This is a genomic window from Pseudomonas sp. GD03944 (assembly GCF_029839275.1).
In the GTDB taxonomy this organism is placed as follows: domain Bacteria; phylum Pseudomonadota; class Gammaproteobacteria; order Pseudomonadales; family Pseudomonadaceae; genus Aquipseudomonas.
In genome coordinates this window covers 40,915-53,897 of record NZ_JAOCAH010000018.1, presented here as the reverse complement: position 1 = coordinate 53,897, position 12,983 = coordinate 40,915, and the positions used below count along the sequence as shown (strand labels likewise).

The following is a 12,983-nucleotide window of genomic DNA, read 5'->3' as shown; positions in this document are numbered from 1 at the left end:
CCCGGAGGCTCCCATGCGTGCCCTGTTGCCCTCGCTTGTCGCCACGACCGTGCTGCTGGCCGGTTGCAGTGAAGAAAAGCCCACCCCGGTGGCCAACCAGGACTTCCAGAAAGACCTGCAGACGCAGCTGATCAAGGCCAAGGCCGGCACGGTCATCGAGATCCCGGCCGGGACCTACCAGCTCGACCGCAGCCTGAGCCTGAAGGTCAGCGGCGTGACCATCCGCGGCGCCGGGATGGACAAGACCATCCTCAACTTCAAGGGCCAGAAGTCCGGTGCCGAAGGCCTGCTGGTCGACGCCTCGGACTTCACCATCGAAGACATCGCCCTGGAAGACACCAAGGGCGACGCGCTCAAGGTGGTCGGCGGCAAGAACATCATCATCCGCCGGGTGCGCACGGAGTGGACCAACGGCCCGGCGACCGAGAACGGCGCCTACGGCATCTACCCGGTGCAGACCGAAAACACCCTGGTCGACGGCGTGGTCGCCATTGGCGCCTCGGATGCCGGCATCTACGTGGGCCAGTCGCGCAACGTCGTGGTGCGCAACAGCCGTGCCGAGCGCAACGTGGCCGGCATCGAGATCGAGAACACCGTCGACGCCGACGTCTACGACAACGTCGCCACCGGTAACACCGGCGGCATCCTGGTGTTCAACATGCCCAACCTGCCCCAGGCCGGCCGGGTAACACGGGTCTACCGCAACAAGGTCGAGGGTAACAACCACCGCAACTTTGGCCACAAGGGCACGCCGGTGGCCAGTGTGCCGGCCGGCTCGGGGGTGGTGATCAACTCCAACGACGACGTCGAGATCTTCGACAACGATATCGGCGAGCACAAGACCGCCAACGTCATCATCAGCAGCTACTTCAGTACCGGCTACACCGACCTGTCCACGGCAGAGACCTTCGACCCCTATCCGGAAGGCATCTACATCCACGGCAACCGCTTCGGGCCGGCCGGCGACAGCCCGGATCACCTGGAACTCAAGGCGCTGAAGATCACCCAGTTCGGCCTCAACGGCCGCCTGCCGGACATCCTCTGGGACGGCTACGTGAACACCAAGCTGCTGGTGGACGGCAAGCTGCCGGCCGACCGCGCCATCTGCATCGATAACGGCGAGGCGCAGATGATCAACGTCGATGGGCCCAACAACTACAGCAACATCAGCATGGACATGACCCATCACCGCTGCACCCTGCCGCGTCTGCCGAGCGTGGAACTGCAGGCCGGTCTGGGCGAGGTGGGCGAGGACGCATGAAACGGGCGTGGGGGGGCGTGATCGCGTTACTGCTCGGCGGTTGCGGGCAGCAGGCTGCACCGTTGTATCTGCCGGAGGGGGATGCCTACCCGCAGACACTCAGCGAATGGGGCATGGTGCAACAGGTCGATGGGCACCTGCAGCCGGTGGGGGAGGTGCTGCCCTACGACCTCAATACCCCGCTGTTCAGCGATCATGCGCACAAGTTCCGCACGGTGTGGATGCCGACCGGCTCGGCGGCCCAATACGGCGAAGGCACCTTCGATTACCCCGTGGGCACGGTGCTGAGCAAGACCTTCTACTACCCCCGTGATGAACAGGGGCGCCTGCTGCTGGAACAGGCCGATGTGCGCGATCCGAAGCGCGGACTGGCCCTGAAGCAGGTGCACATGGTGGAAACGCGCATCCTGCTGCGGCAGAAGGACGGGTGGGTGGCCTTGCCCTACGTCTGGGACGACAAACAGCAGGAGGCGCAACTGGAGTGGGCCGGGGCCAGCTTCGACCTCGAGCTGCATGACGAAGCCGGCCAAACGGTCGCGGTCGATTACCAGGTGCCGGACGCCAACCAGTGTGCCGGCTGCCACGAAGAGCGCGCCGGGCAAGGCGTTACCCCGCTGGGACCCAAGGCCCGTCACCTGAACAAGACCTTCGCTTACGCCGATGGCGAGCACAACCAACTGGAGCAGTGGCAGCGCCTGGGCCACCTGCAGGGCGTGCCGGAAGGCCTTGCCGGGGTACCGCAGAATGCCCGCTGGCCGCAGCCTCGCGAGGGCGAAAGCTTGGAGCACCAGGCGCGCAGCTACCTGGACGTCAACTGCGCCCATTGCCACAACGCCCAGGGGCCGGCACGCACCTCGGGCCTGCTGCTCGACCCTGCCACCCCGCTGGGTATCCCCTACGGCCTATGCAAGCAGCCGGTGGCGGCGGGCAAGGGCTCCGGTGATCGCCTGGTGGACATTCATCCGGGGCAGCCGGACCGCTCGGTGATCATGTTCCGTATGGAAAGCACCGATCCGAGCATCATGATGCCCGAGCTGGGGCGCTCCACCGCCCATGGGCAGGGTGTCGAGGTGCTGCGCCGCTGGATCGCCAGCCTGGAGGGCGACTGCTAGGCGCGCCAATGCAGTCGCCGCATGAAAGGTCCGGTACAGGGACCATTTTCGTGCGCCGGGCCAGGCGCGGGGCGGGCCGAGCCCCGTTCTGGTGCGGACGCCATGCCGGCCTGCTGCGCCGTGGCCCAGGCACAGGCCACTGGCATAAGTCTTGCGCCGCATCGGCACTGTCCAGGTTCTCAGGAGGCCACCGTGCCGTGCATCCCATCACCCGTGCTTGTGGTGGGCGGTCCACCCGCCTGCCGCTGGCGCGTTGCGCCTGTCTCGGCCATAGTCCAGACCGGTGGTCGCTCGGCAGCAGCCCGTCGACCGCGCTGCCGGCGGGCCCGCGTGGAACCGCGGGTGCCTGACTTGCCACGATGCCGAGTGCGACATGCCTGACCTGCTTGCCAGTTATCCCCAGACGGACACGGCCTACCACGAACTGCTCGATGCCGACGGGCAGGTGCGACCGCACTGGCGCGCCCTGTTCGAGCACCTGCAGGGCAGCACCCCGGCGCACCTGCAGCAGCGGCAGGCCCTGCTCAACCGGCAGATCCAGGAAAACGGCGTTACCTATAACGTCTATGCCGACCCGGAAGGCGCCGACCGCCCGTGGGAGCTGGACCTGTTGCCGAACCTGATTCCAGCCGATGAGTGGCAGCAGGTCGCGGCCGGTGTGACCCAGCGCGCCAGCCTGCTCAACCGGGTGCTGGCCGACCTCTACGGGCCGCAGGCGCTGATCGCCGAGGGCCTGCTGCCGGCGGAGCTGGTGTTCGGTCATGACAACTTTCTCTGGCCCTGTCAGGGCATCGAACCGCCGGGCGGCACCTTCCTGCACCTGTATGCCGTCGACCTGGCGCGGGCGCCGGACGGCAGCTGGTGGGTCACGGCCGACCGCACCCAGGCGCCGTCGGGCGCCGGCTACGCCCTGGAGAACCGACAGATCGTGTCCCGGGCCTTTCCCGAGCTGTACCGGGACCTGCACGTGCAGCACCTGGCCGGGTATTTCCGCACGTTGCAGGACACCCTGGCCCGCCAGGCGCCGGCGGACGGCGAAACGCCCCTGGTGGTGTTGCTGACGCCGGGACGCTTCAACGAAAGCTATTTCGAACACCTCTACCTGGCGCGCCAGCTCGGCTATCCGCTGGTCGAGGGCAGCGACCTGACGGTGCGCGATGCCACCCTCTACCTCAAGACCCTGGCCGGCCTGCGCCGGGTGCATGCGGTGCTGCGTCGGCTGGACGACGACTTCTGCGACCCGCTGGAGCTGCGCACCGATTCGGCCCTGGGCGTGCCCGGCCTGCTCGAGGCGGTGCGCCAGGGGCGGGTGCTGGTGGCCAATGCCCTGGGCAGCGGGGTGCTGGAGTCCCCCGGGCTGCCGGGCTTCTTGCCGGCGATCAGCGAACGCTTGCTCGGCGAGCCGTTGTTGCTGCCGAGCGTCGCCAGTTGGTGGTGCGGCGAGCCGCCGGCCCTGGATGACGCATTGACCCGGCTGGATGAGGTGCTGGTGCGGCCCAGTTTTCCGTCGCAAAGCTTCGCCCCGGTGTTCGGGCGCACGCTCGACGACGCCCAGCGCAGCGCCTTGGCCGAGCGGCTACGGGCGCGCCCCTACGCCTATGTTGCCCAGGCCCGGGCGCAACTGTCCCAGGCACCGGTGTGGCAGGCGGCGGATGGGCAATTGCAGCCCCGGGCCATCGGCATGCGGGTCTTCGCCGTGGCCAGCGTCGACGGCTACCGGGTGTTGCCCGGCGGCCTGACCCGGGTCGCCGCCGAGGCCGATGCCGAGGTGGTGTCCATGCAGCGTGGCGGTGCCAGCAAGGACACCTGGGTGCTGGGTGAACGCCACGGCGGGCATGAACCCTGGCAGTGGCCGCGCCCGCTGGGGGTGGCCGACCTGGTGCGCAGCGACCCGTATCTGCCGTCGCGGGTGGTGGAAAACCTGTTCTGGTTCGGCCGCTACAGCTCGCGCTGTGAAGACAACGCGCGCCTGCTGCGCATCATGCTGGCGCGCTACGTGGACGATGACGACGACCCCCAGGCCCTGCGGACCGCCCTGAACCTGGGCGAACGCCTGGGGCTGCTGTCCCGGGACGAGAGCCGTCCCTTGGAGGCGCGCCTGCTGGATGCCCTGCTCGGCAGCGCATGGCCGTCCAGCCTGCGCGCCAACCTGCAACGCCTGCAATGGACCGCCGGCAGCGTGCGCGGCAAGCTGTCCCAGGCCAACTGGCAGGCGCTGCTGCAGGTGCAGCGCGAGGCCCAGCAACTGGATGGCAAGCCGCTGGGCGATCTGCTGGATTACCTGGACGGGCTGATGATTTCCCTGGCGTCGCTGTCCGGCTTCGCCCTCGACGACATGACCCGTGACGACGGCTGGCGCTTCCTGATGATCGGCCGCTGCATCGAGCGCCTGCAGTTCCTCGCCGCCAGCCTCGCCGGCTTCCTGCGCAGCGGTGCCGAGGACGACCAGTCGGCCCTGGAATGGCTGCTGGAATTGGGCAACAGCAGCATCACCTACCGCACCCGTTACCTGGCGTCGGCGCAGCTGATACCGGTGCTGGACCTGCTGCTGCTCGACGAGCAGAACCCCCATGCCGTGCTGTTCCAGCTGCGCCTGCTGGTGGGCTCCCTGGAACGCCTCGACGAGCGCTTCGAACTGCCTGCCGACGTTCAGCTGGAGCGTCTGGAGCGGCAACTGACCGCGTTCAACCTGGGCAGCCTGGAGAATCCGCTGTTCGGCGCGGGCAGCGTACGTGCGGTGCTCGATGGCCTGGCGAGCCTGCTGGGTGATATCGCCAGGGCCGCCGGGGACGTATCGGACCACCTGGGGCTGCGCTTCTTCGTCCATGTCGACGCCAGCCAGCGGACCCAGTCGTCATGAGCCGCGCCTACTACCAGGTGTTCCACGACACGCACTATCGCTATGCGGCGCCGGTGTCGCTGGCCCGGCAACTGGCGCACCTGTGGCCGCGACCCTGTGCCTGGCAGGTCTGCCATGGGCAACAATTGGAGGTCACGCCACAGCCCTGTCAGCGCCGTGATTCCCTGGATGTGTTCGGCAACCCACTGACCACCCTGGCCTTCGACCGGCCTCACGATGCCCTGAGCGTCAGCGCCCGTCTGCGCCTGGAGGTGCTGGCGCGGGCAAGCCGCGACCTGGCAGATTCCCCCCCCTGGGAACAGGTGCGCGATGCCCTGGCGTACAGCCGGCAGGCGTTGACGGCTGAACAACTGGAGGCGCTCCGCTACCGTTTCGAATCGCCCTACGTGCGGCTCAAGCAGGCGTTCGCGGCGTACGGTGCCGAGTGCTTCGTGCCCGGCCGGCCGCTGCTGGTGGCGGTGGCGGCGCTGATGCAGCGGATCTTCGAGGAGTTCACCTTCGATGCGGTGGCCACCCAGGTTGCCACGCCCTTGCTGCAGGTGCTGGAGCAGCGCCGCGGGGTCTGCCAGGACTTCGCGCACCTGATGCTGGCCTGCCTGCGTTCCCGGGGGCTGGCGGCGCGCTATGTCAGCGGTTACCTGCTGACCCAGCCGCCACCGGGGCAGCCACGCCTGATCGGTGCCGATGCGTCCCACGCCTGGGTGTCGGTGTACTGCCCGCGACAGGGCTGGGTGGATTTCGACCCGACCAACAACATGCTGCCGGCGCTGGAGCACATCACCCTGGCCTGGGGCCGGGATTTCGCCGATGTGTCGCCGTTGCGCGGGGTGATTCTCGGGGGCGGGCACCATGACCCGGAGGTGCAGGTCACGGTGCTGCCGGTGGCCGCCACGGACATGGCGGCCGGGTAGGCGACGGCCTCAGGCCGTGCCGGCGGGCTTCTTCACGGTTTTCCACAGGCGGGTCGCCAGGCTCACCAGCACCAGGGCGATGGCACCGGCGACGATGCCGGCCAGGGCATTGAGCAGGGTCGGCAACAGGGCCGCGAGAATGCCGCTGCTGGCCGCCAGCTGGGCGGTCAGTTGCTCGATGCCGTGGTGCGCCACCGGGATGCCGTGGGTCAGGATGCCGCCACCGACCATGAACATCGCGGCGGTGCCGAGAATCGACAGGGTTTTCATCAGGTACGGCGCCGTCGCCAGGATGCCGCGCCCCAGGGCCCGCTGCAGGCGGCGGCCCAGGCTCTCGCCGCCACGCTGGTTGAGGTACAGGCCGGCGTCATCGAGTTTGACGATGGCCGCCACCAGGCCATAGACACCTACTGTCATCAGCGCCGCGATGCCACACAGCACCGCCACCTGTTTGCCGAACGTGGCACCGGCCACGGTGCCCAGGGTGATGGCGATGATTTCTGCCGAGAGGATGAAGTCGGTGCGGATCGCCCCGCTGATCTTGTCCTTCTCGAAGGCCACCAGGTCCACCGCCGGATCGGCGACGGCTTCAAGCCGCTCGCCATGCTGCGCCTGGGTCTCGGCCTTGCTGTGCAGAAATTTGTGCGCCAGCTTCTCGAAGCCCTCGTAGCAGAGGAAGGCGCCACCGAACATCAGCAACGGCGTGACCGCCCAGGGCGCGAAGGCGCTGATCAGCAGCGCCGCCGGCACCAGGATCAGCTTGTTCTTCATCGACCCCTTGGCCACCGCCCAGACCACCGGCAGCTCGCGCTCGGCACGGACCCCGGAAACCTGCTGGGCGTTGAGCGCCAAGTCGTCGCCGAGCACACCGGCGGTTTTCTTCGCCGCGACCTTGGTCATGACCGCCACGTCATCGAGTACCGCGGCAATGTCATCGAGCAGGGTTAACAGACTGGCACCGGCCATAAGATTTCCTTCTCCTGGAACGTCGGTAATGGGGGATTGGACACGCCCGAGGGGCGAATCACGCAGGTTTATACGTGATGCGCTCGCCGGCAGCTACTGGGGCGTTACACAAGGGCGGAGCGGGTCACTCCGGCTGGCGATCGACCCACTTGGGGGCGACGCTGGGCTGCCAGTGGCGCAGCTTGTGCAGCAGGTCGTCAGGCGTTTCGCTCAGTTGCAGCATGCCGCGGTGTTCGGCGCGTACGAAGCGCTCCTGCACCAGGTGATCGAGGAAGTCGCCGAGCTTGGCGTAGAACCCGTTGACGTCGAGCAGGCCCAGCGGCTTGCTGTGGTAGCCGAGCTGGCCCCAGGTCCAGACCTCGAACAGTTCTTCCAGGGTGCCGAGGCCACCGGGCAGGGCGATGAACGCATCGCTGAGTTCGGCCATGCGTGCCTTGCGGGTGTGCATGGTGTCGACCACTTCCAGGCGGGTCAGGCCGGTGTGGCCGATTTCCGCCCGCTCGAGGCTCTGCGGAATGATGCCGACCACCTCGCCGCCGGCGGCCATGGCGGCATCGGCCACCACGCCCATCAGGCCGACCGCGCCGCCGCCGTAGATCACCCGCACACCCTGTTCGGCCAGGTGCCGGCCCAGGGCTTCGGCGGCCTGTCGGTAGATCGGGTGGGCGCCGGGGCTGGCGCCGCAGAATACACAGATCGAGCGCAAGGTCATGGGTGGGTCTCCTGGGCAGAAAAAGCGCCCAAGAGTAGCGGGTCGTGCGCTATCCACCAAGGGTGGTGCGCTATTCGATGTCGTGCCCACTGGCACCGCCAGCGTAGGCGGCGAGTAGGCTGCGTAACAGGTCATTGACGGACATGGGACGTCTCCACGGGAACAGGTGTCGACGATAGGCCTAGGGGCGCAGACAGGGCTCGTTGATTGTCTCGATAGGCGTGATAGAGCGCTCGGTGCAGTTGCCCACAAAGGCTGTGGACAGTGCTGTGGGTAAGGTGGTGGCAGCGCCTTGCAGAGGCCGTGAATCGGCCGTTTCTGGTAATTGAACGTTTTTTGATCGACCTGTTTTTTATAGAAAAAACAGTTGCTTATCCACGTTTTTCGGTGTTGGCGCAGAAACCGGCAAGTTGTCCACGCTGGCTGTGGGCAGAGCTGTTGATAAGTCTTGTATGCCTCGCTGCAGGCCACGCACGATGTGCCTTGGCGGGATGTGTCTGTTTTTTGTACAGGGTGTGGGTGGCGCCGCTCGCGCGGTGAAAGTCAAGAAATAAACGAGTTATTTCAACGGCTTGGGGAGAGGCTAGGGTGCGCAGTGGATAAGTTATCCCGCCAATCTGTGGGCAGTCCTGTGGATAAGCTGCGCATGGCTGGCCCCACGCCTCGGTTGGCGTGGGGTTGGTGAGGTCGTCGCTTTTTTGAGCAGGGCGTTAGTCGCCGAGGGCGCTGATGCGGGTCGAGCGGCCGAGCAGTTGCAGGGCGCGATCCGGGTAGTCGGTGATCAGCCCCTGGGCACCCTGGTCCAGCAGGCGGTGCATGACCGGTTGTTCGTTGATGGTCCACAGTTGCACATTGAGGCCGCGCGCCTGGGCGGTGCGCATCAGGCGTTCGCTGGCCACCGTCAGGCCGCTGTGGCGTTCGGGAATCTGCAGCGCCTGGTAGGACGGCGACAGCACGCTGCCCAGCCCCACCAGGTTCAGGGCCACCAGCAGGCGCACCGAGCCGGGACCGGCGGACGTGGCCACGGCCGGGCACTGTTCGCGGAACAGCTGCAGGCTGCGCTCGTAGAAACTGCCGACGATCACCCGGTCGAGCTGGTCATGGGCTGTCAGCGCGTCGCACAGACGGGCCTCCATGCCGGCATCCGGCTCCTTGATTTCGATGACCTTGGGCGTGGTGGGAAAACGCGCCAGCACCTCGTCGAAGGTCGGGATGCGCACGCCCTGGCCGCGGTACGGGTAGCTCTGGCCGCCATCGGCGGTCCAGCGGTAGCCGGCATCCAGCGACTGCAACTGGTCGAGGTTCAGCGCAGCCACCGGGCCCTGGCCGTTGGTGGTGCGGTCCAGGGTGCTGTCATGGATCACCACCAGTTCGCCGTCGGCGGACAGGTGCAGGTCCATTTCCAGCATGTCCACCCCGAGCGCGGTGGCGCGTTCGAAGGCGAACAGGCTGTTCTCCGGCCACAGGCCCTTGCCACCACGGTGGGCGATGACCAGTGGCTGGTCCCCCAGGGCGGTGAGCACCTTGGGCGGTGTGGCGGGCCGGCTGGTCTGCGACAGCACCAGCAGGGCGATGGCGATCAACAACAGCGGCACGAGCAGAAAACGAGCGACACGAAGCATGGCGAATCCCCAGGCGAAGGTGTGCAACGAACGCGGGGGACTATGCCAAACGACAGGCGAAGCGGCGAGGGGTGAATCGCGACAGCCGGGTGGCCTTTGGAGACAGCTTTACCGGCAGCCGCCGCGGGAGGGCGCCGGGGCAGGAGGAGTCAGGAGGCGACGTGGCCGAGGCCTTGCCAGTGCTTGGCGCCGATGAAGATGAAGCGCAATTGCTCGATCATCTTCGCTTCCGGGGTCAGGTGGGCCGGCAGCGCCTGGGCCGGCGGGTCGATCAGCTCCGGCAGGGTTGCGAACACGGTCTTCACCACCAGGTCGGCGATCACCGCCTGGGCCTGGGGGGGCAGGTGCTGCAGTTTCGGCATCAGGGCCAGGTCGGCCACCAGGTCGGCGGTGATGCCTTCGCGCAGGGTCGCCAGGGCCTGGCGCACGGGCTGCGAACCGCCGTATTGCTCGCGGGCCAGGAACAGGAACTGCGAACGGTTGGCCGCCACCGCTTCGATGAAGATGCGCACCGAGGCATCGATGATGCCGCCCAGTTCGAATTCGTTGTGGCGCACCACCCGGATGGTGCCGCGAAAGGTCTCGCCCACTTCAGCCACCAGGGCCAGGCCGAGCTGGTCCATGTCCTGGAAGTGGCGGTAGAACCCCGTCGGCACGATGCCGGCGCTGCGGGCAACTTCGCGCAGGCTCAGGCTGCCGAACCCGCGTCCGCTGTCCATCAGGCTCCGAGCGGCGTCCATGAGGGCGTGGCGGGTTTGCAGTTTCTGTTCGGCGCGGGGCTGCATGCGGTGAGGCTTCCATGGATTTGCGTCGCACTCTAACAAATGCGCTTCGCACCCGTCGAACCGCCATTGAGTGAACAACTGTTGACTGAGTGGTGGTGCTTCTGTCAGTTTAGTGAACGATTGTTCACTGGAATATTCCTCCATGCCCCTGATTCCCTTTGCCTGGGCGCGCACCCGTTTGCCGTGGCTTCGCCCCGTGCGTGCCTTGGTGGCGCGGCGCTGGCTGCGCGAAAGCGAGGTCGATGCCGTGCTGGCGGTGTTGCATCCCGCCTTGCACCTGAACCGGGTGTTTGCCCGGGTCGAGGAGCGCTGCTGGGTCGCCGACGACATGCTGGCACTGACCCTGCGCCCCAACGGCAACTGGCGTGGCGCGCAGCCGGGCCAGCACCTGCAGGTCTATGTCGAACACCGTGGCGTGCGCCTGTCGCGCAGTTACAGCCTGACCGCGGTGCATGCCGATGGCCGCCTGGAAATCGCGGTCAAGCGCCAGCCCGGTGGCCGTGTGTCACCGCACCTGCTCGATTGGTTGGCGGTTGGCCAGGTGCTGGAGCTGGGGCCGGCGTTCGGCGAGCTGCAGTGGGATTCACGCAGCACCGGCGTCCTGTTGCTGGCGGCCGGGAGTGGTATCACGCCGCTGCTGGGGCTGTTGCGTGAGGCCCTGGCCCAGGGTTTCCGTGCGCCGGTCACGCTGCTGCACTACGTCCGTGAGCACGGTCAGCGTGCCTTCGTCGACGAGTTGCAGGCGCTGCAGGCGCAGTACCGCAACCTGACGGTGCGCTGGGCGGTGACCGGCGATCCTGCCAGCGAGCCGAGCGGGCGTTTCCAGGACGCCCACCTGGACGATACCGAGGCCGTGCAGCAGGTGCTGGCCTGTGGGCCGGCGGGCTTCGTCGAGCGGGTGCGGGATTGGCACCGGCGTATCGCCGGGCCGCAGGTGGTGTTTCAGGGCGAGGCGTTCACCCCGCCCAGCCGCGACGCGGCGCAAGCCTCCGGCACGGTGCAGCTGGGGTTCGCCCGCAGCCAGCTGAGTGTCGCGGGCGACCGCCAACGCAGCCTGCTGGAGCTGGCCGAAGCCCAGGGCCTGCGCCCAGCCCATGGTTGCCGCCAGGGCATCTGCGCCAGTTGCACCTGCCTGCTGCTCGCCGGCGAAGTGCGTGATCTGCGCACCGGCGAGCTGTTCAGCGAGCCCGACCAACCGATCCGTTTGTGCATCAGCGCGCCGCACCGCGACGTGCTGATCGACCTGTGACAACCGATACGCCCCGGCCGATGCCGGTGAGACGAGGCATGCATGCGTAACGACCGTGAATTGAGCCCCGAGCAGCTGGCTGCCTTCGGCGCGGAACTGGATGCCCTGCGCCAGCGCACCCTGGCCGACCTGGGGGAGGCCGATGCGCGCTACATCCGGCGGATTCGCGCGGCGGTGCGGGCCTGCTGCTGGACCGGGCGGGCCCTGCTGATGTTCGGCTGGTTCCCGCCGACCTGGCTGCTGGGCAGCCTGCTGCTGGGGCTGGGCAAGATCCTCGAGAACATGGAGCTCGGGCACAACGTCATGCATGGCCAGTACGACTGGATGAACGACCCCGAGTTCGCCGGCCGCCGCTACGAGTGGGACATCGTGGGGCCCAGCGATTTCTGGCGACACACCCACAACCACATCCACCACACCTACACCAACGTGCTGGGCAAGGACGATGACGTGGGCTACGGCGTGGTGCGGCTGTTTCCCGAGCAGCGCTGGCGCCCGTTCTACCGCTGGCAGCCGCTGTGGGTAACGCTGCAGGCGGTGCTGTTCCAGTATTCGGTGGCGATCCAGCACCTGCGCCTGGACAAGCTCTACAAGGGGCGGATCAGCCGCGACGAGGTGCGCCCGCTGCTGCGCCAGTTCAATGCCAAGCTGCTGCGCCAGTCGGTCAAGGACTACCTGTTTTTCCCCGTACTGGCGGTGCTGTTCGGGGCCAGCGGGCTGGCGGTGTTGCTGGGCAATGCGCTGGCCAACCTGATCCGCAACCTGTGGACCTTCACCGTGATTTTCTGCGGGCATTTCACCGAGCAGGCGGCAGTGTTCACCCCGCAAAGCATCGAAGGCGAAAGCCGGGGGCACTGGTACCTGCGGCAGCTGCGCGGCTCGAGCAATCTGTCCGGCGGGCCGTTGCTGCACATCCTCACCGGCAACCTCAGCCACCAGATCGAACACCACCTGTTTCCCGACCTGCCGGCACGCCGTTACGCCGCCCTGGCGGTGGAGGTGCGAGAGATCGCCGAGCGCTATGGCCAGGTGTACAACTGCGGGCGCCTGAGCACGCAGTTCGCCACGGTGCTCAGGCGTATCTGGGTCTACCGCCTGCCGAACGCCGAGGCGGCGTCGGCCTGACGGTACTCGATCAGGAGCGGCGGGCGCGCTCGTTGCTTTCCATCATCTTGCAGGTCATGAAGCCCTGGCCGTCGACCCGCGCCGAGGAGTTGAAGCTGACGTAGTAGGGCTGCTGGTGGCCGTCGCGGGTGAGGATGTAGTCGTGGCAGGTGCCGGGTTGCACGGTGCGGGCGCTTTCGCTCGAGGGTGGGCCGCCGATCTCCAGCACCTGCTGCTTGCTCATGTCGTTGTCGACCTGTTGCACCAGCGGTTCGTTGCGGTAGGTGAAGTGATCCGCGGGGTTTTCCAGGGTTCCGGCGCAACCGGCGAGGATGGTCGCGATGCCCAGGCTGCCGACGATACGAATGTCCATGCTGCTCTCCTTACTCGTTCTCGGGAAG

General features: G+C 67.2%; 11 protein-coding genes. 6 read left to right on the top strand and 5 right to left on the bottom strand.

Annotated features, from left to right (window positions below):
• The first annotated feature begins 13 nt into the window (after window positions 1-13).
• The 4 genes from N5C28_RS21795 to N5C28_RS21780 all read left to right on the top strand — a co-directional run bounded on the left by N5C28_RS21795 (window position 14) and on the right by N5C28_RS21780 (window position 6,144).
• Window positions 14-1,261, top strand: a complete 1,248-nt coding sequence (locus N5C28_RS21795) for a parallel beta-helix domain-containing protein (protein ID WP_279825442.1) — start codon at window positions 14-16, stop codon at window positions 1,259-1,261.
• Window positions 1,258-2,373 (top strand): SO2930 family diheme c-type cytochrome, encoded by a 1,116-nt coding sequence (locus tag N5C28_RS21790; protein ID WP_279825440.1) that lies wholly within the window; start codon window positions 1,258-1,260, stop codon window positions 2,371-2,373. The genes N5C28_RS21795 and N5C28_RS21790 overlap by 4 nt, the downstream gene beginning before the upstream one ends.
• A gap of 373 nt (window positions 2,374-2,746) precedes the next feature.
• The gene (locus tag N5C28_RS21785) at window positions 2,747-5,233 is read left to right on the top strand and encodes a circularly permuted type 2 ATP-grasp protein (protein ID WP_279825438.1); all 2,487 of its coding nucleotides are present in this window, start codon (window positions 2,747-2,749) and stop codon (window positions 5,231-5,233) included.
• Entirely contained in the window at window positions 5,230-6,144 is a 915-nt protein-coding gene (locus tag N5C28_RS21780; protein ID WP_279825437.1) for a transglutaminase family protein, read from the top strand. The genes N5C28_RS21785 and N5C28_RS21780 overlap by 4 nt, the downstream gene beginning before the upstream one ends.
• Before the next feature lie 9 nt (window positions 6,145-6,153).
• Here the strand turns inward: N5C28_RS21780 and N5C28_RS21775 are convergent, their stop codons facing one another.
• The 4 genes from N5C28_RS21775 to N5C28_RS21760 form a co-directional block, all read right to left on the bottom strand.
• Window positions 6,154-7,110 (bottom strand): DUF808 domain-containing protein, encoded by a 957-nt coding sequence (locus tag N5C28_RS21775; RefSeq protein ID WP_279825435.1) that lies wholly within the window; start codon window positions 7,108-7,110, stop codon window positions 6,154-6,156.
• A gap of 124 nt (window positions 7,111-7,234) precedes the next feature.
• On the bottom strand, window positions 7,235-7,822 hold the full coding sequence (locus N5C28_RS21770) for a TIGR00730 family Rossman fold protein (RefSeq protein ID WP_279825434.1): 588 nt from the start codon (window positions 7,820-7,822) through the stop codon (window positions 7,235-7,237).
• A gap of 710 nt (window positions 7,823-8,532) precedes the next feature.
• Window positions 8,533-9,444, bottom strand: a complete 912-nt coding sequence (locus tag N5C28_RS21765) for a glycerophosphodiester phosphodiesterase (RefSeq protein WP_279825433.1) — start codon at window positions 9,442-9,444, stop codon at window positions 8,533-8,535.
• 149 nt (window positions 9,445-9,593) lie between these two features.
• Window positions 9,594-10,229, bottom strand: coding sequence for a TetR family transcriptional regulator (locus N5C28_RS21760; RefSeq protein ID WP_279825432.1), 636 nt, complete (start codon window positions 10,227-10,229; stop codon window positions 9,594-9,596).
• A gap of 142 nt (window positions 10,230-10,371) precedes the next feature.
• Between N5C28_RS21760 and N5C28_RS21755 the strand changes: the two genes are divergently transcribed.
• Both N5C28_RS21755 and N5C28_RS21750 read left to right on the top strand, forming a co-directional pair.
• Complete coding sequence (locus N5C28_RS21755) at window positions 10,372-11,478, top strand: ferredoxin reductase (protein WP_279825430.1); 1,107 nt, start codon at window positions 10,372-10,374, stop codon at window positions 11,476-11,478.
• Window positions 11,479-11,520: 42 nt separating this feature from the next.
• The gene (locus N5C28_RS21750; protein WP_279825429.1) at window positions 11,521-12,603 is read left to right on the top strand and encodes a fatty acid desaturase; all 1,083 of its coding nucleotides are present in this window, start codon (window positions 11,521-11,523) and stop codon (window positions 12,601-12,603) included.
• Between the two features lie 10 nt (window positions 12,604-12,613).
• On the opposite strand, the gene osmE is transcribed toward N5C28_RS21750, so the two are convergent.
• Window positions 12,614-12,955, bottom strand: coding sequence for an osmotically-inducible lipoprotein OsmE (osmE, locus tag N5C28_RS21745; RefSeq protein WP_279825428.1), 342 nt, complete (start codon window positions 12,953-12,955; stop codon window positions 12,614-12,616).
• Window positions 12,956-12,983 lie beyond the last annotated feature (28 nt).

Excerpts from the sequence above, each read along its gene's own strand:
- N5C28_RS21795 (WP_279825442.1), top strand. The coding sequence starts at position 14 with ATGCGTGCCCTGTTGCCCTCGCTTGTCGCCACGACCGTGCTGCTGGCC.
- N5C28_RS21790 (WP_279825440.1), top strand. The coding sequence starts at position 1,258 with ATGAAACGGGCGTGGGGGGGCGTGATCGCGTTACTGCTCGGCGGTTGC.
- N5C28_RS21785 (WP_279825438.1), top strand. The coding sequence starts at position 2,747 with ATGCCTGACCTGCTTGCCAGTTATCCCCAGACGGACACGGCCTACCAC.
- N5C28_RS21780 (WP_279825437.1), top strand. The coding sequence starts at position 5,230 with ATGAGCCGCGCCTACTACCAGGTGTTCCACGACACGCACTATCGCTAT.
- N5C28_RS21775 (WP_279825435.1), bottom strand. The coding sequence starts at position 7,110 with ATGGCCGGTGCCAGTCTGTTAACCCTGCTCGATGACATTGCCGCGGTA.
- N5C28_RS21770 (WP_279825434.1), bottom strand. The coding sequence starts at position 7,822 with ATGACCTTGCGCTCGATCTGTGTATTCTGCGGCGCCAGCCCCGGCGCC.
- N5C28_RS21765 (WP_279825433.1), bottom strand. The coding sequence starts at position 9,444 with ATGCTTCGTGTCGCTCGTTTTCTGCTCGTGCCGCTGTTGTTGATCGCC.
- N5C28_RS21760 (WP_279825432.1), bottom strand. The coding sequence starts at position 10,229 with ATGCAGCCCCGCGCCGAACAGAAACTGCAAACCCGCCACGCCCTCATG.
- N5C28_RS21755 (WP_279825430.1), top strand. The coding sequence starts at position 10,372 with ATGCCCCTGATTCCCTTTGCCTGGGCGCGCACCCGTTTGCCGTGGCTT.
- N5C28_RS21750 (WP_279825429.1), top strand. The coding sequence starts at position 11,521 with ATGCGTAACGACCGTGAATTGAGCCCCGAGCAGCTGGCTGCCTTCGGC.
- osmE (WP_279825428.1), bottom strand. The coding sequence starts at position 12,955 with ATGGACATTCGTATCGTCGGCAGCCTGGGCATCGCGACCATCCTCGCC.